The sequence below is a fragment of the Desulfovectis peckii genome, from assembly GCF_055391705.1.
This window is the reverse complement of the sequence record NZ_AP042409.1, coordinates 184,537-206,166: the sequence shown is the minus strand read 5'-3', so window position 1 is coordinate 206,166 and position 21,630 is coordinate 184,537. Positions and strand designations below refer to the sequence as shown.

The following is a 21,630-nucleotide window of genomic DNA, read 5'->3' as shown; positions in this document are numbered from 1 at the left end:
TGTTTCACCTCTTTTTTATTTCTTCCGTACAGTGATCACCTCATCAATAAGGCCATATTCTCGGGCCTCCTCTGCTGACATGAAGAAATCACGTTCGGTATCTCTGGCAACTTTCTCCAGCGGCTGTTTGGTGTGTTTAGACAGCAACTGATTTAAAATATCTTTCATCCGCAGAATCTCTTTGGCATGAATGTCTATATCAGTAGCCTGCCCCTGTACACCGCCCAGCGGCTGGTGAATCATAATTCGCGAGTAGGGCAGTGCAAATCGCTTACCCGGTGTGCCGGCTGACAGTAAAAATGAACCCATACTTGCTGCCTGACCAAGACAAATTGTTGATACATCCGGCTTAATATATTGCATCGTATCGTATATGGCCATTCCGGCAGTAACTATACCGCCGGGTGAATTAATATAGAGGTGAATGTCTTTTTCCGGATCTTCAGCTTCTAAAAATAGAAGTTGGGCAATGACCAGATTGGCAACATTGTCATCTATCGGTCCCCCGATAAATACAATCCTGTCTTTCAGCAGTCGGGAATATATGTCATAAGAGCGCTCACCGCGACTGGTTTGCTCAACTACAATCGGAACTAAATATGACAATTATTTTTCCCCTCCTAGTTCCTATTCAATCATATTCTGATACTGCCTCTATAGTGCAAATTTTATTCATTAACTATTTTAGCTTGTTCAGTTAGATAATTTACCGTTTTTCTTCTGAGAATATCTTCTTTAATAATAGACAAGTCACCAACGGACTCCAAAGCCAGTTTCAATTCTGCCGGTTCTTTGCCAAATTGCGGTGCCATCGCAGCAATATCTTCATCAACTTCTTCGTCAGTAACCTCCAGCCCCTCTGCTTTGGCAATAGCTTCAAGCACTAAATCTTGACGCACTCCGGCAGCAGCATCGTCTCTCATTTTTTCACGCAACTCATTTATATCAGTATTAGTGTATTTTAGGTACTGCTCCAGGGAAATACCTTGAGTGCGCAGTCTGTTTTCCATATTGGTAATCATTTCGTCCAAACGTCTTTCAATCATTACGTCCGGAATTTCAACCTCGGCATTTTCTACTGCTTTTTTCACTGTTTCCCGACTTACTGCAGATTTAGCCTGTTGTTCCTTAGCTTCCTTTAACTTATTCATAATATCGGCTTTTAATTCCTCAAGAGTATCAAATTCACTGACATCTTTAGCAAATTCATCGTCCAGCGGACTTAGTTTTTTGCGTTTAATTTCATTTACCTTAACTTTAAAAACAACTTCTTTTCCGGCTAATTCTTCAGCATGATAATCTTCCGGGAAAGTAACGTTAATTTCCTTTTCTTCTCCCGCCTTCATGCCAATCAATTGTTCCTCAAATCCGGGAATAAACATGCCGGAGCCAATCACTAAAGAATAGTTCTCGGCCTGCCCACCTTCAAAGGGCTCACCGTCTTTATAACCGGTAAAATCAATAATCGCGGTATCTCCTTCTTGAACTTCACCGTCTTCAACACTTACCAGTTGGGCATAACGGTTTTGCATATTTTCCAATTCACGCTGAACATCTTCATCGGTTACTTCTGTCGAAGGTTTCTTAATCTCAAAGCCCTTATATTCACCTAATTTAACTTCCGGTTTCACAGCCAGTTTAACCTTAAGCACCAGCGGTTTGCCTTCCTCAGCCTGAATATCTGATATTGTAGGCTCAGTAATAGGAGAAATTTCGGTTTGCTTAAGTGCTTCCATATAAGCACCGGGGAAAATATCCTCTACCGCTTCCTGAATTAAAACATCCTTGCCCACATAACGTTCAACAATTACCTTAGGCGCTTTACCTCTGCGAAAGCCGGGGATGTTAACTTGTTTGGAGATTTTTTTAGCAGCTTTATGTATTGATTTGGAAAACTTTTCTTCTTCGACCTGTATTTCTAACATTACCTCGTTTTTTTCCAGCTTCTCTACAGTTGCTTTCATTACTTACTTGCTCCCCCTTAACTTAATTAGATAATTATTACTTCATAAATTTACCAGATAGCATTCTACTATCTATTGTAACCAAAAACCATCTGCAATAACAAGTTTTTATTCTACGCCTTAATACATATATCCTGCCATGCCAATTAAACACAACACAAAATACCAGGGCTTTTAGCCCTGGTTAATATACTGACTGTATATCTTAAAACTTAATAACTTAAATACCTTTTATCGGCTAAGTTTCCGGCATAAAAATTACTTCTAAATAGTATGAATTAATTATAAGGATTTGTCAAGGCTATAAAAAAATCCCTTCGTAAAATTAACGAAAGGATTTATTCTTAAACTTTTGGTGCGGACGGTGGGAGTCGAACCCACACGGGAAACCCACTGGATCCTAAGTCCAGCGCGTCTGCCAGTTCCGCCACGTCCGCCCGGCAATAGCGGATATATAAAAAATGGTGAGCCATGCTGGACTCGAACCAGCGACACCCTGATTAAAAGTCAGGTGCTCTACCAACTGAGCTAATGGCTCACAAAACAGATGGCTGGGGCGGCAGGATTCGAACCTACGAATGGCGGTTCCAAAGACCGCTGCCTTACCGCTTGGCTACGCCCCAATATACAAGGTTAATTTTTATGGGGTGGATAATGGGACTCGAACCCACGACCTCCAGAGCCACAATCTGGCGCTCTAACCAACTGAGCTATATCCACCACAGATTGACATTCGCAAATAAATACCTTGAACTCGCAAAACTAATATTAACAAATCTCGAAATCAAAGTCAAGCAATATTTTAAGGAATTTAACGGTTATTCTTTATCCATCGCTTCTTTCAATTTGCGATAGGTTAAATCAAGGCCTTCCGATATCACGCGCACCTCACCGATTACCGGCATAAAATTAGTGTCGCCGCCCCATCTGGGAACAATATGAACATGAACATGGCCGGGAACACCGGCGCCGGCAATCTTACCTAAGTTCACGCCAATATTAAAACCTTCCGGATTAAAAGCTTTGCGCAGCAAACCAATCATTTCTTGTACCGTTTGAAATATTTCCAAGGTTTCCTCCGGATCTAATTCCGTTAAATCGCCAACATGCCTGTTAGGCGCTACCATCAAATGGCCGTTATTATACGGATAAAGATTTAACAACACAAAGCATTTTTCTTTGCGCAACAGAACGTAGTTTTCTTCATCTTTACTGTCATTTAGTTTATCACAAAAAATACAATTTGAACCGTGATCTTTGCCAATATAAACGGAACGCCACGGTGCCCAAATACGATCCATAAAAAACAGCTCCCCCTGTCCTTTTTGTTTTAGTCATTCGATAGCAAACTTAATTTTTCCTGCATAGTAGTCTTTGTCATCCGGATGACTTTTACCGGCGCCGCCTATATTTTCCATAAAATTCACTAGATAATTTGTCACCTTTTGATCACCAAAACCATAGAATAAAGCACCGAGTATTTGCTTGGGAGGGATTAAATGTTTGGTGGTTTGGGCCCAATCTTGTTTGGCTTATCATTAGTTAACGGTTTGACATTTTTAATTGCCTATGTCGTCAACAACAGTTTTAAAAAGCCTCTCACTGCCGAAGAAACGATCTACTACTTTAAAAAATTTCAAGCAGGTGACAAAAAAGCATTTGATATTTTGGTTGAAAGAAATTTGCGCTTAGTGGCACACATAGCTAAAAAATATAAAGATACCACTGAAGAAACATATGACGATCTGATTTCTATTGGCACCATTGGTTTAATTAAAGCCATTCATACTTTTGATATCAACCGGGCCAAATTTTCTACATACGCATCCAGATGTATTCACAATGAAATTCTAATGTGTTTAAGAAGCAAACAAAAAGACAGTGTATTGGTTTCTTTAGAACAGCCTATTGGCTGTGATAAGGAAGGAAATGAGCTTACTTGGGAAAATTGTTTGGGCACTGACAGCGAGGCAGTTTATGAAGAAGTACAACACAATCAGGAAGTAGCCCGCTTAAAAGCTGCCGTTTCTAAACTGCCATCCAAAGAAAGAAGAGTGATCATTCAGCGTTATGGTTTAGACGGAAATGAACCCCTTTGTCAGCGAAAAATAGCTAATCAGATGGGAATATCACGTTCTTATGTCTCCCGTATTGAAAGTAAAGGTTTAAAAAAGCTCACCCAATTACTGGCCACATAAACTGTGGGGCAGACTGCAATCAAGTCTGCCCCCTTAATTATTTGCCCGCGGTTTCACCCGCATTTAGCATTCTGTGCCGATAATACCAGGCGAGTACCGCTTCCGCAAAGGCGACCATTTTTTTAGTCATGCCACCGCCAACCTGACCGTTCACTCTGCTGGGCAAATCTCCTTTATCAATGGAGTCGTAATCCGAAATTCCCAATTCCGCCGCCATTTCATTGCGAAATTCCGCCAATGCCGGCTTAACATAGGGTCGTAATTCTTGAGGTACCAATCCGGTAGAGGTTACTTTTTTTAATAGTTCCTTAGGCTCAAATTCTTTCATTACTATGTCAGCGGCCATAAGAATTTCCCTCCTTATCATATCCTGGATTGGTAGCTAAAAAATTTATCATACCCAAATTGTAAAGTTATTATCACCTGTTTTTTAAAAAAATATTTTGTAAAAATTATTTATAAAAAAGCTTTTTTTGACTTTTTAAAATTTAAAAGCCATCTTATTCATGCTGCCGGAATTTAGCCCGGCTAAATCCAATGTAATATAATGAAAACCTAATTTTTCCAAGTAATCATTAATTTTTTTAGATTGCTGAAGCAGGGCATTAAACATATTTGGGAGTACTTCAATGCGTGCTATGTTACCATGATGGCGCAGCCGGCAGGGATTAAAACCTAATGATTTTAAAAACTCTTCCCCTGCTTTAATGGTTGCCAATTTATCTTTAGTGATCGGGTCACCGTAAGGGATGCGGGTCGCCAGACAGGCGGCTGCCGGTAAATTCCATGTCGGTAAGCCAAGACGATAAGAGATTTCTCTGATTTCTTTTTTGGAAAGACCGCTCTCCTCCAGCGGGCAGATCACACCAAGTTCTTTTAACGCCCGCCTGCCGGGGCGAAAATCTTTTAAATCGTCAATATTTGAGCCGTCTAAAATATAATCTATCCCTTTTGCCTCCGCTATCTGCTTAATTTGACTAAAGCGGATCCTCTTACAGTAATAACAACGTTCAAAGTCGTTAGCTACAAATCTCCCGTCATTCATTTCATTGCTGCAAACCACAACATGCTCCACATTAAGTTCTGCCGCCATGGCTTTAGCCAGTTCCAGTTCCCCTTCCGTAAAGGTTTCAGAAACCGCAGTTACCGCTACCACCTCTGCCAGCTCTTCACAGGCAACTTTCAAAAGCAGCGTGCTGTCCACACCGCCGGAAAAGGCAATTACCGCACGTTGATATTTACTTAAGTTCTTTCTCAATAGACTTAGCTTTTGTAAGCATGCGTTCATTAGTTTCACCCTTTGCAGTATTTGATCCCCAAGGTCAGTTAATAGATTAAAAAACCGGGCTTTTAAAGCCCGGTAAAACACATCAGCCCAATCGGCATTTTTGGGCCTTCCTTTGCGTAAATAGGCATACTTCTTCATAACCTATATCCATTGCCAACTGCACCGCTTGGTCAAAATCTGCCCCCACATCCTGTGGACGGTGGGCATCGGAGCTGATGACAATGGGCACGCCATAATCGTAGCAGGTTTTAAGCAGCTGTGGGTGAGGATAAATCTCTTTTACCGGTTTTCTTAAACCGGCGGTACTGATTTCTATACACATTCCGCTGTCTGCAAGAACGCGGGCAGTCAAATCATATTGATTTTGTAAAAAATCACGATCATGGGGAACATAGTTAAAAATTTTTACCAAGTCAAGATGGGCGGCAATATCAAATAATTTGCTTTCCGCCATTTGTCGGATGCGGGCAAAATAGTCGCACCAAACACTTTGCAAATCTCTTCGCTGCCATTCATCTTGCATTTCGACCAGATCGATGCCCCAATCCTCCAGCCAGTGCACCGAACCAATTACATAGTCAAAAGGATAGGACTGAATAAACTCGGCAATTTCTTTTTCCTTTTCCGGAAAATAATCAATTTCAATGCCGAATTTAACATTCATTCCCTGCTCCCGCGCTTTTAACATCAAGCGGTAGTAGTCTTCTATAGTTTGCGTTTGCCTGGCTTCAACCCATTCATTCCAAAACATGCTGCGGGTTTCTTTAAACCTATAGGCATGTTCCGATATCCCCAGATCCTTAACTCCTTTAATTTGTGCCTGATGAATAAACTGCCGCAACCAGTCAACGGTGTATTGCCCTCTTTCAATATGAACGTGGTAATCGGTAAGCATACAACCCTTCCTAACGTATAATTTTTATCGTTAACGATTGATTTCATTTAATCGGCCAACTTACTGTGGGCGTCTTTCAGCATCTGCCTAATGGGCAGGTTGTAAGGACACTTTTCTTCACACCGGCCGCATTCCACGCACTCGTTTGCCTGAACCGCCAGCGCTTTATACCTTTCTTTGGCCCACTCTTTTAAGTTGTAACGGCTATAATATCCCTCCAGCAAAAAAACTTGCGGTATCTGAATGTCCTGCAAACAGGGTTGACAGTATTCACAGCGGCGGCAAAATCTTGTTCCCAACTTATCCGTTTCTGCTTTCAGCTCGTTCCTTTCTTCCATTGTCAAACCCTGATAGTTTTTCGCCAGCTCGGCATTGGCCAGCACCTGTTCCACCGAATCCATCCCCGGAATAATCGAACTTACCGGGTAATCCATAATAAAACGCAAGGCTAAATCAGCCCGTCTGATCGCTCCGCCGGCCAGCGGTTTCATAATGATGACCCCTTTACGGGTTGATTCCGCCAAACCGAACAGTTCTTCCCCGTTACTGACCTCTACGGCATTAAAGGGAAATTGAATGGTTTCTAACTGCTCATAAGCCATGGCTTCTTTTAAAACTGCCGGAATATGGGAAGTAATGCCGATATGCTTAACCAACCCCGCCTCTTTAGCCTCCAGTAATGCCTCCAGCGCGCCACCCGGGCCTAGTACCTTTTCTAATTCTTCTTTTGTCTTGATGTTATGCAGCTGGTACAAATCAATATAGTCCACTGCCAGTTCATTCAGACTTTTTTGAATGTCTTCCGCCATTAATTCTTTCGTGCGCCCCATTGATTTGGTAGCAATCACTGCTTCACTGCGCCGGCTGCCCAATACTTGTCCCAGTTTTCTTTCACTGTCCGTGTAACCCCGGGCAGTGTCAAAAAAATTAATTCCTACATCCAGGGCCTTATTTACAATCTCTTTGGCAGTTGCAAAATCCACCCTTTGAATGGGAATGCCGCCAAAGCCAATTAATGACACCTCTAACCCTGTTTTGCCCAGTGTACGGTATTGCATTCTTCATCCCCTCAATTTCACTTTTTGCTCAGCGGATATAACCCCGCTTTGTAAGATTATTCGACGAGATACAATTATTATAACTTATTATATAATTGTTACAACCGGCTTTACCTGCACAGCCGCAAAATACAAAAAAGCCTCCGAATAATTATTCGGAAGTTTTTATCCTTAAATTTATCCCCGAAATTAAGTTTTTAAGCTGGGTAATAAAAGTAAAATCCCTGTAAGCAAGCCTTACAGGGTTAAAGTGGCGTCCCAGAAGGGATTCGAACCCCTGACCTACGGATTAGAAGTCCGTTGCTCTATCCAGCTGAGCTACTGGGACAAATATTTGCTTCATAAGTTGACATTCATCATGTTAGCAAAAATATTGGTTTGTGTCAATAAATAATGACCAGTATATTTTGCTAAATAATATGCTTTTTAAAAAGTGTTATTAATTAACAACCGGGAAATAATAATTTAAACATCCTAGGAGGTGTAAATATTGCTAAAGGCTGTTATGCTCTCAAAGCTTGATGAGATAGAACGCAGCGTGCTAATATTTATCGCCGAACATTCCACACCTGACGGAATGTTGATCTATCCGCCTCGGGAAATGGGAAAAAAACTAGGTTTTTCTGAATTTGAAGTAAATGATGCTTTAGAACGCCTAAAAGCAAAAAAATTAATTGACATTCGGGAAGGAGCGGATAAGGAACAGCCTAATGTCATCTTGTATAAAGAAGAATGGTTAAATAAGCTGCAAAACCTTTATGAACCCATGGACATTAAATAATCAAAAAGCCGAGCCATGTATACGGCTCGGCTTTTTTTATTTCGGAGCCAATTCACTGGCTACTTCGGGGTAATTTTTCAAGCTGTTCTCGGGACTGGATTTCTCAGTCTTTTTTTGAGCATTCTTTTTAGCCTTGCACGTGTCAATTTTATTACTTTTCGCAGCCATGCCTTATCCTCCCTGAGATTATGTTTTAAATAATCTTTGCCAAATTAAAATTTTTATACCCCTATGCTAAAACTACCCTTTTCAGCCCACACAAAGTAACGAATTAGCCACCGGTAAAACCGATGCAAAACTTGCCCTTTATTTCCAATAGCAAAATATGATTTACCGACATAGCATAGTGTATCGACACTGTAAAGTTAGTCTCGGCTAACAAATAAACTTACGGGCAACAGCTCACAGCAAGGGCTGTTTAACTATAAAAGTTAGCCTCATCTAATATAGTTAAAAAATTAGTTGAGAGAAGGGAGCATTACATTATGGGTTTAACCTATCAGGCCTGCGGTACAGGAGCAACGAAGGAAAGTTTGCAAAAAACATGTTCACGTGAGGTAAATTATGTCATTGCCTTGGCCGGTAACCCCAACACCGGTAAAAGTACGGTATTTAATGCTTTAACCGGTTTAAACCAGCACACCGGTAACTGGCCGGGCAAAACAGTATTACGGGCGGAAGGAGTATATATCGATCAGGGTTTGAAATTTAAGTTAATAGATCTTCCCGGAACCTATTCTCTGTTAGCAAACTCGGCAGAAGAACAAGTAGCCAGAGATTATTTATGTTTTGGCAAACCCGCGGCGGTAATTGCAGTAGTTGATGCCACCTGTTTGGAAAGAAATCTCAACTTGGTTTTACAGATATTGGAAATAACTTCTAAGGTGGTAGTATGTGTCAACTTAATTGATGAAGCCAAAAGAAAACACATCAATATCGATATTGATGCCTTAGCGGATGAACTGGGGGTGCCGGTAGTTGCTACCGCGGCAAGAGACGGCTACGGCCTGGATAAACTGGTTAACACCGTTACGCAAGTGGCACTGGGAAAGATTAACCCCAGCCCTTATTTGGTTAGGTATAACGATGAGCTGGAAAGGCAGATCGCTGTCTTAGAACCAAAAATCAAACGGCTATTTGGCAATGAGTTTAACAGCCGCTGGTTGGCCCTGCGCTTTTTAGAACAGGATGAAACGATTATTCATGCCATCAAGAAGTGGCAGAAAAGCAGCAGTGAGTTTACCGGCATTGGTGGTGAAATATTGGCATGAGCCGCATGACTTTATCAGCGGGTTTGGATGATATTTTAAAAGAAGCACAGGAATTAAACAAAAACAGTTCATTAAAAGTAAATGACACCATTGTCAGCAATATTTATCAGCAAGCGGAAGAAATTGCTAACCGGGTGGTAAAACAAAAAGGCAAACCAAAATTTGACTGGGACACTAAGCTTGATGATATTTTGACCTCCCGGCTGTTTGGCTTTCCTTCAATGTTGTTTTTGTTGGGAATAATTTTCTGGATTACTGTCATCGGGGCAAACTACCCTTCGCAATTATTATCGACAGCACTGTTCTGGGTACAGCAAAAACTTACCGATTTATGCACCTGGTTAAATGCTCCCGGCTGGGTTAACGGCTTTTTTGTGGAAGGTATATATTGTTCAATGGCTTGGGTGGTATCTGTCATGCTGCCGCCAATGGCTATTTTTTTCCCCTGCTTCACACTGCTCGAAGATATCGGCTACTTGCCAAGAGTGGCATTTAACCTGGACCGGTTTTTTCAAAAAGCCGGTACACAGGGCAAGCAGGCTTTAACCATGGCCATGGGCTTCGGATGCAATGCTGCCGGAATTGTGTCCTGCAGAATAATAGAGTCCCCGCGGGAAAGATTGATCGCCATGCTCACTAACAGTTTTGTGCCATGCAACGGTCGTTTTCCCACTTTAATTATGCTGTCCGGTTTGCTGGTGATCGGTTTAGCCAATTCCATTGCTGCCACCGGCATTGTTGTCGGTATTGTGCTCTTTGGCATTATCGTTACTTTAGTCGTTTCTTGGCTGCTTTCAAAAACACTGTTAAAAGGCATTCCGTCATCCTTTGCCTTAGAACTGCCACCCTATCGCAAGCCGCAAGTGGGCCGCATCATTATCCGTTCAATATTGGATCGCACCGTTTTTGTGCTGGGCCGAGCGGTTTGTATGGCGGTACCCGCCGGGGCGGTAACTTGGCTGATGGCCAACATATATATCGGGGATTTTAGCATTCTTTATCACGTTGCGAACTTTTTAAACCCTTTCGGCCGGCTCCTTGGATTAGACGGGTTTATTTTAATGGCCTTTGTATTGGGGTTGCCTGCTAACGAAATTGTTTTGCCGATATTAATTATGAGTTATACCGCCAGCAGCACAATGATTGAAATTAACAGTTTAACAGCATTGCACCACTTATTTGTAGTAGAACACGGTTGGACCTGGTTAACTGCCCTATGTATGATGCTCTTCTCTCTGCTGCACTACCCCTGCAGCACTACCCTCTGGACTATTTTACGCGAATCGGGTAGTTGGAAGTGGACTGTCTTGGCAGCACTTATTCCCCTATGCGTTGCCTGTATAGTTTGTTTCGCAGTGGCCCAAACCGCCAGGCTGATTACTTTTTTATAAGCGAATATAAATTAAGCCGGTATCTTCCGCCTTATCGGGAAAAGATAATAGCGGAGGTATCCGGCTAATGTTTGCTATTTCTAACTTTGAACTATATGTTCTCATTGTCAGCAGCACAATTGCCAACGGATTGTTAGCTTTGCCTCAAATAGCGGTAGATATCGGCGGCCCCGGTGGTTGGATATTGGTCTTGGCATTTGGTGTCTACTCACTGATCCAGGCCTTACTTATTGTGCTTGTTTATCGAAAATTTCCTAACATCAATTTTATTGCCCTTAACCAAAAAATACTGGGGCGCCCGTTGGGCAGTATCATTGGGATTTCTTTTGCCGTTTACTATACCCTGGTAGCCGGCTTGGTAGCCCGCGGTGTAACCAATATTGCAATCACTACCGCTTATGAAGAAACCCCGCTCATTGTGCTTGTAATTATCATTGTAGCGATCAGCGGTTACGCCGTTTACCACGGCCTGAAAGTACTTGCATATACCAATATCATTCTATTGGTCATCAAGCTACTTGGATTTGCCCTTTTATTTTTTTTAGTCATCCCGGACATCCAATTGTCAAACCTTTTGCCCTTATGGGAAAGAGGCGAAGGCAATTGGCTGGACGGAATTTTACACATCTTTTTTTCCTATTCCGGCTTTATTATTTTAGCTTTTCTTTACCCGCACCTTAAAACAACATCTAAAACAATAAGCTATGTGACTTTAGCCATTTTAACAATCACTGTCATTTATATTGTCATTACCGCATTAGCCATTGCCACTCTCGGTTGTAATAATGTAACACGTTTACTGTGGCCCACCTATACGCTTATTAAAGTAGCCGAATATCCGATAGATGCCCCTTTTATGGCTATTTGGATTACCAATGCTTTTAGCGTCATTGCTTCTGAGCTTTTTATGGTGTTATATGCCTTAAAAAAATTATTTAAGCTTAACTGCTACAAGCACCTGCTGCCACCCTTGGGGATTATTGTAATTTGCATCGCTGTCATTCCCAAAGGGGTAATAGAAAGCGGCATATTAAGCCGGCAAGTTAGCATGATCGGCCTATTATTGGAATGGCTGCTGCCGACAATATTACTGGCGGTTACTTTAATAAAAACAAAAGGTCAGAAGGAACAAGCCTCCTGACGAAAACTAACTTAACGCTTCCTGCTGCAAGTTCTTTTTGCGCCCGGCCAGCAACACGCCCGCTATGATTATGGCCATAATTGCATATTTAAGTAATGGCCAATAATCAAAGTAGCCTTTAACTATAGGATCACCGGTAACCATTTTTCCGGCGGTGAAGGCAATAACTGCCGCACCGATATAGACAATCACCGGATAACGCTCAATTAATCTTATAATGATTGTACTGCCCCAAACAACGAGCGGTATACTGATAAGCAACCCGATTACTACCAGCCAAAAGTTGCCGCCGGCTGAACCGGCTATTGCTAAAACATTATCCAACCCCATGATCGCATCGGCAACGATAATTGTTTTAATAGCCGCAAGTCGGTTATCACCGGCTTGAATACCATTGCGCTTTTTATCCCCGATTAGCAACTTATAAGCTATCCAGATTAATAATAAGCCGCCGGCAAACATTAATCCCGGAATTTTTAAAAGTGCTACCACTGCCAGTGTTGCTAAAATACGAATGCCTATTGCACCGACTGTACCCCAAAGGATCACTTGTTTTTGATATTCTTTAGGAAGATTCCGGGCAGCCATGCCAATAACAATGGCGTTATCACCGGCCAGTACCAGATCAATGATTATGATGGAAAATAACGCGGTAAAAAATTCCGCAGAAAACCATTCCATTTACATTCCCCCTTGTTGCTAACACCATTTATTATTTCCCAAAAAGCAAAACCGGCCTTTACCACTTATAGGTAAAGGCCGGTTATTATGCAATTTTATACAATTCGGCTGCCACCGATAAACTCTCTGAGGATAGATGTTGGCGGAATATCCAATTCATCTTCAATAACTCTGAAATACTGTAAAAAACTCAATAATCGCTTGGCTTCAATATAACCTTCTTCATCTTTTTTGATTGACTGCAGTAAAGGCACGGCGTATTTCTTTAATACAGCCAGTTCGTAAATTAAAGTAGAGTTAAACATCGCATCTGCCTGCTCTTGATAAGGGAAAATATTCTTTTCTTCTCCGCGGCGTACCGAGGGCCACATTTTAATGGTATCCTTTGCCTGATGACCTCTAAATTTATAATCCCGAACTATTCTTCTTAAAAGCCGACTGTCGGTTGTAGAAACTCGGTTGTGATAATCCAAATTCAATTGCGTTAACGGACTGATATAAATCTTAAATTTATATTTATCTGGAATGGATGAGGTTAATAAATCATTTAAGCCGTGGATGCCCTCTAAAATAATCGGTTGTTTGTCGGTAATTCTTAATTTTTCTCCCCGATATTCCCGCTTGCCCGTTTTAAAGTTATAGTGGGGCAGTTCAATTTCTTCTCCTCTTAATAAGGCTTGTAAGTGCTCATTAAACAGTTTTAAATCCAATGCGTAAATAGACTCAAAATCATACTCACCGTTAATATCTAAAGGGGTGTCTTCCCGGTTGACAAAATAATCATCCAAAGAAATGGTCACCGGTTTTAATTTATTGACTCTTAACTGTATTGCCAGTCGCTTAGAAAAAGTTGTTTTACCTGATGAAGAAGGTCCGGCAATCAGTATCACTCTGTTTTTGGTCGGGTGAGAAGTAATTTCATCAGCAATTTTAATAATTTTATTTTCGTGCAGCGCCTCTACAGTGCGAATCAATTCAGGATATTGATTATTGACGATAATTTCGTTTAAATCGCCAACCAAATTGACACCCATAATCCCGGCCCATTCCTTGGTCTCCCGGAAAACCTTGAGCAGCTTAGGTTGGTACATATGCTGGGTTAATTCCTTCGGGTTACTTTTCCTAGGGCACAGCAACACTACACCGTCATCCTCCGGAATGACATCAAATAATTTTATATAACCGGTTGACGGCACCAGATAGCCATAAAAATAATCCTTGTAATCACCTAAGGAATAGATATTTACATACTGCTTATCAATATTTTTAAACAGGTGAATTTTGTCATACCGCTCGGTTTCTTCAAATAGTTTAATGGCTTCCTTTACCGGCAAGGTCTCTTTGATAAAGGGAATATCTTCTTTAACCAGCTCCAGCATTCTCTTTTTTATTTTTTGCACCGTGTGTTGGTTAAAATCGTCGCAGTTCTTCACAATACAGTATTGCCCCTTACTCAGCGTGTGGCACAGTTCAATTTTAGCCTCTCTTATGACGTCATGAGCGGCCTTAATAAATAAAAAAGATAAGCTGCGCTTGTAGCACTTTTGACCGTCAGTAGTAGTTAAATCAACAAAGCTTACCTCGGCATCTTCATTTAACTGATAAGTTAGTTCTCTTAATTCATTATTTACAATACCCAGTACTATAGTGTGTGATTGATAAAGTGAATCGGCAATAGCTTCTAACGTTACTCCTTGGTCAAATACCAGTTTTCTACCGTTAACGGTTACATTAATACTTGCCATCGCAATTCCCCTTTTCGTTAATTAATTAGCCGTTAAAATGTGCTTTTCAGTATTTAAGTTATAATTAAGCTCTCAAAACAGTTTGCAATTTGTTAGCAAGCCCTATATTTCATTATATTATATGTCAGTGGGATAAAACAGTCTAGAAGAAAGAAAGTGTTGTTTATTTGAAATGCTGTGTCTGTAGAAACGGGCAGACATGCTTCTCTGCTCCCATAGGCGAAAAGAAAGGCCGGTCTTCGTGCCGGCCTGTAAAAAAACGCTGCATTCGCGAAAACGAGCAGGGGCAAAACCCCGCCGTTCAAAGGTAATATTTCCAATAAAATGTACTTAAAGGCCGGACGTGTTTGCGCAGGTAAATCCTTGGCGCCCAAAAGCAACGTTACAATCATGAAAACTAAAGAGCTGAAGTATCACGAACCTTTAGCCCGTAACACTTCAGCTCCTTTAGCATTAACTGCCGCTTATCACATAACGGGGAAAAAGACGAATATTCCGGTAGTCCACAAAGCATGGGAAATGGTGACGGCCAAAATGTTTTTTTCCTTTAGATAAATAAAACCCCAAAACAATCCGGCAACCAAAGCAGCCATTACCAGCATAAAATTCCCGGACGGTATATGCACACCGGCATATATTAGAGATGCGATCAGCCAACCTTTATAGCTGCCAAAGGTTTGCATGGACCATCTTTGGATAAAATGGCGCCAAAATATCTCTTCACCCGGACTGGTGACAAATAGCAATACCAGGGCAATAATAAATGCTTCCGCCTGGGTACGGATATGGTAAATAGAAGATATCTGCGGCTTGGCAAAACTAAACATCAGCTGGGATAAATAGTTGCCCAACACAAAAATCAAGTACAGCAGTATCGCAGAAACTATGCCAATTAACAGCGTTCTTTTATTAAAGTGCTCTCTTTTATAGGGAAAGCCACCCCAGCGTATTGCTAAAGTACTGAGCACAATAACCGCCATAGCCATTGAGAGCCAAAAGTTCAGCAGCTGAAGGGAAAAAGAAAAGTACCAAAATATAATTGCCAAAACAACAGCAATAAAAGCGTGATTGTTTTTTATTTTCTTGACCATTTTTACCCCCTAGAGAACATAAGCCAGCAGCCAACTGCAAATAAACACAAAGCCAAATTGAAAATGGAATTTAGCGGCATTGGCTTCCAGCATAACTAAACATTCACTGTTACCGTTTCTTGAAGCCGTTGTATTTTTAAATATTTTTGCCATCTCCGGCAGCAGTATCAGCAGCAGCAGCGCAGTAACAGGTATGGCCTTGGCGATAACTAATGCCAGCAGGGATAAAAGCGCAGCGGTATTTAGCAGATAATATAATATAAAACTGCTGTTTCGGCCTAAAATTAGAGCCAATGTTTTAATTCCGGCCTGATAATCATGATCAATATCCCGCAAGTCATTGGCATGAAGTATGGCCGAAACAAGAAAACCTACCGGCAAAGAAACCCAAACAGCCAGCCAGCTAAAAAATCCGGTTTGGACATAATAGGCGCCCACAACCATCAACGGCCCCATCAAAACAAAAACTAATATCGAGCCTAACCCCAGGTATTTATAGGGTGCCGGTCCAAGAGTATATGTATAGCCGCCAATAATGCCAATTATCCCCAATATTAAAATCGGCCATCCTCTTAATGAAACCAGGTAAACACCGATTACCGCCACAATAAGAAAGGCAATAATTCCGGCTATTTTCATATGTTGGGGCTTTAAAATATTTTTTACCAATTGCGGGCAGGTTTTAGCAGATTCTACGGTATCTACGCCGGATATGTAATCACCGTAAGTATTGGTTAAGTTTGTCCCCGCTTGTAGCAGCACTCCCCCTAGCAGGGTAAGAATAAACAACCACAGATTAAAATACCCCTGATATAAAGCCACTACCGTACCCAATGTTACCGGCACCGCCGCAGCGGTAAAAGACCAAGGACGCATAGCTAAAAACCATGTTTTAAGCATGCCACTCACCCCTGAACATAATATACCATAAGATTCTGAAAACGCTACTTTTTTTATAAACGATAATAAACAAAAAAGCAATCATCTTTTTAGATGATTGCTTTAATAAATGGAGCGGGTGATGGGAATCGAACCCACGTACCCGGCTTGGAAGGCCGGTGCTCTACCATTGAGCTACACCCGCTTACTGACAGCTTATTAATTTTGACAAATGTTATTTTAACTTAAATCCGCTTTCTTGTCAAATAAATTTTTTACCAACAAATCAAAGCTAAGCGTTCAAGCAAGAGGTTTTTTATTTACAGCGGAAAAATCTGCGGTATTATTTCCTGATTACTGATTTCTATGACGCCATATGTAGCACCCTGCCGGCTGCGAGGAAAAGATATGCTGCCGGGGTTAAACAACAAGATTCCGTCAACGGTTTCAACGGTCGGTATATGGGTATGACCAAATACCACAATATCAGCCTTTTGCTCTTTTGCCTTTTCAATCAGTGCTTGCATAGAATCTTTAACGCGATATTTATGCCCATGGGTGAGCCAAATTTTCTTTCCTCCGGCATCAATTAACAAATCCGTCGGACCGGTTTGGTGCCAGTCACAGTTGCCAACAACTGCATATAGTTTTACATTGCTATTTTCTACCAATTGACCGGCATCATTATAGTGATCACCGGCATGTAGCAACAGCTCTATTTCCCCCATATTGGTTAAAGCCAGTCTGGCTAAAGTTAAATCGCCGTGTGTATCGCTTAAAATCCCGATTCGCAATTTACCCACCCTTATTTGTTAACCAACTTTTTTAATATTTCCACCGCACCTTTTAATGCTTTTCCGCGGTGACTGATTTTGTTTTTTGTTGCCAGATCTAATTCCGCAAAGGTTTTTTTGTATTCGGCAACGTAAAACAGCGGATCATAACCAAAGCCGCCAGTGCCACGAAGCTCGTTTAAAATGTATCCCTCACAGCTGCCTTCACTGATATAAGTTTCCCCTTGGGGTGTGCAGATTGCTACCACACAGCGAAACCTGGCGGTGCGTTTTTCCATTGGTACGCCCTGCATTAAAGTTAATAGCTTTTGATTATTAGCGGCGTCATCTTTGGGCTCACCGGCAAACCTGGCAGATAATACACCCGGTTTGCCGTTTAAATAATCTACTTCTAATCCGGAATCATCCGCCAAGGCAATAAGCCCTGTATATTGAGCCGCTTCTTTGGCTTTTTTTACCGCATTATCCGCAAAGGTATCACCGTCTTCAACGGTTTCCGGCATGCCCGGGTAATCTGCAAGTGATGTGACCGCAATATTTAAGGGGGATAATAATGTACGCAGCTCTTTAAGCTTGCCGCTGTTGTTGCTTGCTAAAACCAGCTTAAACACCGGACTCCACCTTTCCTATTAGGGCAGCTGTTTCACCTAAGGCCTGTTTTTGTATAGCTATTAATTCCTTGATCCCTGCTTCAGCATAGTCCAACATCTTCTCCATGTCCTGGCGGGAAAAAGTAGCTTCTTCGCCGGTACCTTGAACTTCTACAAATTGCCCCGAACCGGTCATCACGACATTCATGTCTACTTCCGCCAGTGAATCTTCGGCATAACATAAATCAAGAATTACTTCACCGTTAAGGCGTCCTACACTGACTGCGGCAATAAAATCTCTCACCGGAATACACTCGAGCTGACCCTGCTTTACCAAATAGTTAAGGGCATCAATCATGGCTACAAAAGCTCCGGTAATGGATGAAGTGCGCGTGCCCCCATCTGCTTGAATGACATCACAGTCTAATATCAAGGTTCTTTCTCCCAACGCATCCAAATCCACAACTGAGCGCAGTGCTCGTCCAATAAGTCTTTGAATTTCCATTGTGCGTCCGGAAAGCTTTCCTTTAGCAGACTCGCGGACATTGCGCACATTGGTCGCCCGAGGCAGCATAGAATATTCAGCGGTAACCCAACCCTTGCCTTGTCCTTTTAAAAAGGGCGGCACTTTATCATCCACTGTCGCATTACAGATTACTTTTGTATCGCCCACTTCAATTAGCACTGAACCCTCAGCATGTTTGATGTAATTTCTGGTCAATTTAACCGGGCGAATTTCACTTGCTTCTCTGCCATCAATTCTTTGCACAAAATAAGTCCCCTTTACTTAAATTTTAAGCCCTTGGAACGCTTGCTGGCCCTGGTGATCAGTTGAAACCGGTTGGGGTTGGTTGGATTATCGTCTTCTTCCACCGCTCCTACTAAACCGGCTATAATGTATAGTTTGTTTATTTCATCCCATTTAAACTCTTTTAATAAACGGAAATTTTCTATTTCCCCTGAATTAGCCACGTGCAAGCGCGGACCGGTACATTTGACAACATGATCGCCGACTTTGATATGCTCTTCGTCATAGTACTGAATAGGCACTTTTTGCTCAATTATGTGCTTTACCCGCTGTTCCACTTCTCTTAAGTCTATGTCCGGCTTTTGACTAAATTCCAACACAAAACCGTGTTTCAAATCATCGTGTTCTACCGGATCATCCAAGCCCATTCCCTGTAATACCCAGTTAGTTATGTCCTCAGCACTATGAGCCATTTTGCGGTAAATTAAAGATTCAAAAACTATATCCACTATTTCTTGTGGTACGGGACCAAACATATTTGGTCTGGTGACGATAACTTCTTCACCAATGCCGATCAGAATGACCGCATTATATTGTAAGTAAGGATACAGCAAGTCAAAGTGCTCTACCACTACCCGCCGATCATGCTTAATGGCGGCTCTAACCGCTTCCGCCAATTTGAAGGGCTGCGTAAAGGCCATCTCAAAACGCATATCCAAATGATAGGTATGGGTACGAAAATAGCCCCGCTCGGCATCCTCTAAAAGCGGCAGCGGCCGAACATTGATCCCGTTATCATCATTGGTTAATTCTAACCCGGGAAACATACCCCGAATTAACAGCGACTTGCCCGCCCCGGCATCTCCAATAAAGCCGATTAATCTGTCTTCCGGGCTGAGATACCTTTCAGCAAGACTGGCACCAAGGGCCATTATTCTGTGACGCCCCCGCGGGGCAAAATATACTGCCTGCATTAAATATTCATGAACCAGGCTGACAATCATAATTTTACCCTCCGCTTTTCAGCTTTATCGCTTAATTTCAAACTTAGCACCTTCTTTAGCGGGAAGAACCGTTTTACCATATCCTTCAGATGCCTGAACAACAAGTTCGTTAACATCATATTCCGGATAAAAGTGGGTAATCACCAAACGGCGCGCACCGGCTTCCCTGGCAACTTCACCGGCCTGGCGAGCGGTGAGATGCCCCTTTTCCACAAACTGCTCGTCCTTATCTAAACCGCTGGCCTCGCAAAGAAACAAATCAGCGTCTTTAGCGATATCAACCAGTCCTTTTATTTTTGCCGTGTCACTGGAAAACACCAATCGCCCTTCACCGCTGTCAATACTGACAGCATAACCCGGCAGTGGGTGGTATGTAGGCATAAATGCCAAATCCAGCATACCGATGTGTGCTCGCCGAACCTTAGTTTCATTAGTTAAATTAATTTCCGGCAGTTCTTCAATCGGATTTACAACAAAGGCATCGGTATATTCAGCCAAACGCTGATAATCTTCTTCCGGCCGGTTAGGCAGAAAAAGGGCTAACGGCCCAGTTCGTTTGCCGTCTCGAATTGCCCCCGCAATAGCATGGCGCAGGCAAAACAAATCCATGTAATGATCCGGATGCAAATGGGAAATAATTACCGCCCCTAAACGCCGAAAATCAATATGTTTGCCAAGCTTGCTAAAGCTGCCGTTTCCGGCCTCCAGCATAATGCTGGTTTCACCGTGCTGAATAAGGTAGCCGGAGCATGCCTCCCCGGCAGCCGGATATGGTGCCCAACACCCTAAAACAGTGAGCTGCATAATATTCAACCCCTGTACTTTAATGTTTTAACACTTATTATAATACACCTTTCGCGCAAAGCAAAACCTGCAGGCGGCTCATTTCATTATAAACGACCATCATGGCATCATCAACAGACATACCCGGTTTAGCCAGCATTTGATCGGGGCGGGTGGCCATGGCAACGTGCACACACACCTGGGCGGAGCGATCTGTTTCATTGCAAGTTCCCCCCTGATAGGCGCCAACCCCTCTGGCTTTAGTATAAAGCACCGCTTCAATTGTGTTATTGATCCCGCCTAAATCCGGTGTTTTTATCTGCACCATATGGGCGGCACCGGCATCAACAAATTCGCGGATATCCTGCAGCGTGTTGCACCATTCATCTGCTACCAAGGCCACGTTGATAGCTCTTTTTTCTACCGCCCGGCGCAGATTGTAAAGGGCCTCAATCTGCTTTGCCTTGCCGCCGGCATCCATAGGACCTTCAATGCGCAGGGAAAGGGGCGCAGCGGCCTTTTCCAGCCGCCCGAGATATTCAGCCATCCGATCGATATTATCATCACACATCTGACCAATAGTGCCATAGACATCGATATGCAGTACCGGGCGGTAATCTTCACCGCCTAATTTTTTCACGCGATTTTTTAGCCAAGTTACGTATTCCAGTAGCTTTTCCCCGTCACATCCCAGCTTTTCCTGAACGTTATTAATCAAACCGTGGGGCAGTACATCTGCCCCTTTGATGATCGCTTTATCGGCATTTGTATAGCGATCATCACCGGTTTGAGCAAAAATCGGCACAAACTTTGAGGAAAGGGGAGCATTATACTCCTTAGCCACTACCTCAGCCATGGTAATTTTTTGACTTTTGGCCACAGCATCCAATAAGGCTTGGGTAACCCCGTAACGAATTGCCGTATGATAAGTTGCACCCTTACTGTCTTTAAGTTGATCAATCTCTTCGGCTATTGCTTTAAAACTGCTTATTTCGCGATTTAGCAAGCGGGGAAATATCTCCTGCTCAATGACCGGAATAAATTCTTCTGCTAAAAAAAGCGGGTCACGTCCCCCGGCACCGGAATACTGTACTGCAGCACAGTCCCCATAAGCCAGCGAACCGTCTTCTAAAACAAACATAATGCTAATCGACTCGCCCCGCTGACGCACCGCGGTATATCCCGGTGTCTCCGGGCTACCCAGCAAAGCAAAGCCGTCTTGACTGACTCCCCTTTTGATTGCCTTTTGATCGTCAAAATAAAACCCTGTTAGCCCCGGCGATGCCAGTGCCTGAACAATTTTCAATGCGCTCACCTTCTACCTAATT

23 protein-coding genes and 6 tRNA genes are annotated in these 21,630 nt (G+C 42.4%); 5 read left to right on the top strand and 24 right to left on the bottom strand.

The genetic code is table 11. The features are described 5' to 3' along the window. Positions 1-15: 15 nt before the first annotated feature. From clpP to ACZ5NG_RS00995, 7 genes are all read right to left on the bottom strand, one after another. Positions 16-606 carry an ATP-dependent Clp endopeptidase proteolytic subunit ClpP gene (gene clpP / locus ACZ5NG_RS01025; protein WP_464252173.1) on the bottom strand — a complete coding sequence of 197 codons (591 nt, stop codon included), beginning with the start codon at positions 604-606 and terminating at the stop codon, positions 16-18. Positions 607-668: 62 nt separating this feature from the next. Continuing rightward, positions 669-1,964, bottom strand: coding sequence for a trigger factor (tig, locus tag ACZ5NG_RS01020; RefSeq protein WP_464252172.1), 1,296 nt, complete (start codon positions 1,962-1,964; stop codon positions 669-671). 353 nt (positions 1,965-2,317) lie between these two features. Continuing rightward, positions 2,318-2,401: transfer RNA gene (locus ACZ5NG_RS01015), tRNA-Leu, on the bottom strand. 25 nt (positions 2,402-2,426) lie between these two features. Then, positions 2,427-2,502: transfer RNA gene (locus ACZ5NG_RS01010), tRNA-Lys, on the bottom strand. Between the two features lie 10 nt (positions 2,503-2,512). Further along, positions 2,513-2,587 (bottom strand) — tRNA-Gln (locus ACZ5NG_RS01005). A 20-nt stretch (positions 2,588-2,607) separates the two neighbouring features. Further along, a tRNA-His gene (locus ACZ5NG_RS01000) sits at positions 2,608-2,684 on the bottom strand. A 98-nt stretch (positions 2,685-2,782) separates the two neighbouring features. Continuing rightward, positions 2,783-3,265, bottom strand: coding sequence for an HIT family protein (locus ACZ5NG_RS00995; RefSeq protein WP_464252171.1), 483 nt, complete (start codon positions 3,263-3,265; stop codon positions 2,783-2,785). A gap of 198 nt (positions 3,266-3,463) precedes the next feature. Here ACZ5NG_RS00995 and sigK point away from each other — a divergent pair, with 198 nt between their 5' ends. Beyond that, positions 3,464-4,162: an RNA polymerase sporulation sigma factor SigK gene (gene sigK, locus ACZ5NG_RS00990; protein ID WP_464252170.1), complete on the top strand. Its 699-nt coding sequence runs from the start codon at positions 3,464-3,466 to the stop codon at positions 4,160-4,162. A 37-nt stretch (positions 4,163-4,199) separates the two neighbouring features. Here sigK and ACZ5NG_RS00985 read toward each other — a convergent pair whose 3' ends face one another. The 5 genes from ACZ5NG_RS00985 to ACZ5NG_RS00965 form a co-directional block, all read right to left on the bottom strand. Further along, positions 4,200-4,508 (bottom strand): small, acid-soluble spore protein, alpha/beta type, encoded by a 309-nt coding sequence (locus ACZ5NG_RS00985; protein ID WP_464252169.1) that lies wholly within the window; start codon positions 4,506-4,508, stop codon positions 4,200-4,202. Between the two features lie 135 nt (positions 4,509-4,643). Beyond that, a complete protein-coding gene (gene larE / locus ACZ5NG_RS00980; RefSeq protein WP_464252168.1) occupies positions 4,644-5,450 on the bottom strand; it encodes an ATP-dependent sacrificial sulfur transferase LarE in 807 nt (268 codons plus the stop codon). 82 nt (positions 5,451-5,532) lie between these two features. Next, on the bottom strand, positions 5,533-6,345 hold the full coding sequence (locus ACZ5NG_RS00975) for a histidinol-phosphatase (RefSeq protein ID WP_464252167.1): 813 nt from the start codon (positions 6,343-6,345) through the stop codon (positions 5,533-5,535). Positions 6,346-6,392: 47 nt separating this feature from the next. Further along, a complete protein-coding gene (locus ACZ5NG_RS00970) occupies positions 6,393-7,403 on the bottom strand; it encodes an aldo/keto reductase (protein ID WP_464252166.1) in 1,011 nt (336 codons plus the stop codon). Between the two features lie 251 nt (positions 7,404-7,654). Continuing rightward, positions 7,655-7,731: transfer RNA gene (locus ACZ5NG_RS00965), tRNA-Arg, on the bottom strand. A 162-nt stretch (positions 7,732-7,893) separates the two neighbouring features. Here ACZ5NG_RS00965 and ACZ5NG_RS00960 point away from each other — a divergent pair. Then, on the top strand, positions 7,894-8,184 hold the full coding sequence (locus ACZ5NG_RS00960) for a MarR family transcriptional regulator (RefSeq protein ID WP_464252165.1): 291 nt from the start codon (positions 7,894-7,896) through the stop codon (positions 8,182-8,184). Positions 8,185-8,220: 36 nt separating this feature from the next. Here the strand turns inward: ACZ5NG_RS00960 and ACZ5NG_RS00955 are convergent, their stop codons facing one another. Beyond that, the gene (locus tag ACZ5NG_RS00955; protein ID WP_464252164.1) at positions 8,221-8,352 is read right to left on the bottom strand and encodes a hypothetical protein; all 132 of its coding nucleotides are present in this window, start codon (positions 8,350-8,352) and stop codon (positions 8,221-8,223) included. Between the two features lie 317 nt (positions 8,353-8,669). Between ACZ5NG_RS00955 and ACZ5NG_RS00950 the strand changes: the two genes are divergently transcribed. The 3 genes from ACZ5NG_RS00950 to ACZ5NG_RS00940 all read left to right on the top strand — a co-directional run bounded on the left by ACZ5NG_RS00950 (position 8,670) and on the right by ACZ5NG_RS00940 (position 11,987). Continuing rightward, complete coding sequence (locus tag ACZ5NG_RS00950; RefSeq protein ID WP_464252163.1) at positions 8,670-9,455, top strand: FeoB small GTPase domain-containing protein; 786 nt, start codon at positions 8,670-8,672, stop codon at positions 9,453-9,455. After that, positions 9,452-10,846, top strand: coding sequence for a nucleoside recognition domain-containing protein (locus ACZ5NG_RS00945; protein WP_464252162.1), 1,395 nt, complete (start codon positions 9,452-9,454; stop codon positions 10,844-10,846). The genes ACZ5NG_RS00950 and ACZ5NG_RS00945 overlap by 4 nt, the downstream gene beginning before the upstream one ends. A gap of 67 nt (positions 10,847-10,913) precedes the next feature. Next, the gene (locus tag ACZ5NG_RS00940) at positions 10,914-11,987 is read left to right on the top strand and encodes a GerAB/ArcD/ProY family transporter (RefSeq protein WP_464252161.1); all 1,074 of its coding nucleotides are present in this window, start codon (positions 10,914-10,916) and stop codon (positions 11,985-11,987) included. A 6-nt stretch (positions 11,988-11,993) separates the two neighbouring features. On the opposite strand, the gene ACZ5NG_RS00935 is transcribed toward ACZ5NG_RS00940, so the two are convergent. From ACZ5NG_RS00935 to ACZ5NG_RS00885, 11 genes are all read right to left on the bottom strand, one after another. Continuing rightward, positions 11,994-12,668, bottom strand: coding sequence for a TerC family protein (locus tag ACZ5NG_RS00935; RefSeq protein ID WP_464252160.1), 675 nt, complete (start codon positions 12,666-12,668; stop codon positions 11,994-11,996). A gap of 95 nt (positions 12,669-12,763) precedes the next feature. Next, positions 12,764-14,413: a uridine kinase family protein gene (locus ACZ5NG_RS00930; protein ID WP_464252159.1), complete on the bottom strand. Its 1,650-nt coding sequence runs from the start codon at positions 14,411-14,413 to the stop codon at positions 12,764-12,766. Positions 14,414-14,880: 467 nt separating this feature from the next. Then, complete coding sequence (locus tag ACZ5NG_RS00925; protein ID WP_464252158.1) at positions 14,881-15,504, bottom strand: lysostaphin resistance A-like protein; 624 nt, start codon at positions 15,502-15,504, stop codon at positions 14,881-14,883. Positions 15,505-15,513: 9 nt separating this feature from the next. Then, positions 15,514-16,404, bottom strand: coding sequence for a 1,4-dihydroxy-2-naphthoate octaprenyltransferase (gene menA / locus ACZ5NG_RS00920; protein ID WP_464252157.1), 891 nt, complete (start codon positions 16,402-16,404; stop codon positions 15,514-15,516). Between the two features lie 110 nt (positions 16,405-16,514). Beyond that, a tRNA-Gly gene (locus ACZ5NG_RS00915) sits at positions 16,515-16,588 on the bottom strand. Positions 16,589-16,703: 115 nt separating this feature from the next. Further along, positions 16,704-17,177, bottom strand: coding sequence for a metallophosphoesterase (locus ACZ5NG_RS00910; protein WP_464252156.1), 474 nt, complete (start codon positions 17,175-17,177; stop codon positions 16,704-16,706). A gap of 11 nt (positions 17,178-17,188) precedes the next feature. Continuing rightward, positions 17,189-17,788, bottom strand: a complete 600-nt coding sequence (locus ACZ5NG_RS00905) for an XTP/dITP diphosphatase (protein WP_464252155.1) — start codon at positions 17,786-17,788, stop codon at positions 17,189-17,191. Beyond that, on the bottom strand, positions 17,781-18,536 hold the full coding sequence (gene rph, locus ACZ5NG_RS00900) for a ribonuclease PH (RefSeq protein ID WP_464252154.1): 756 nt from the start codon (positions 18,534-18,536) through the stop codon (positions 17,781-17,783). The genes ACZ5NG_RS00905 and rph overlap by 8 nt, the downstream gene beginning before the upstream one ends. A 14-nt stretch (positions 18,537-18,550) precedes the next feature. Then, a complete protein-coding gene (locus ACZ5NG_RS00895) occupies positions 18,551-19,519 on the bottom strand; it encodes an alanine-tRNA synthetase second additional domain-containing protein (protein ID WP_464252153.1) in 969 nt (322 codons plus the stop codon). 24 nt (positions 19,520-19,543) lie between these two features. Beyond that, complete coding sequence (locus ACZ5NG_RS00890) at positions 19,544-20,323, bottom strand: MBL fold metallo-hydrolase (RefSeq protein WP_464252152.1); 780 nt, start codon at positions 20,321-20,323, stop codon at positions 19,544-19,546. A 37-nt stretch (positions 20,324-20,360) separates the two neighbouring features. Next, positions 20,361-21,608: a methylaspartate ammonia-lyase gene (locus ACZ5NG_RS00885; RefSeq protein WP_464252151.1), complete on the bottom strand. Its 1,248-nt coding sequence runs from the start codon at positions 21,606-21,608 to the stop codon at positions 20,361-20,363. Positions 21,609-21,630 lie beyond the last annotated feature (22 nt).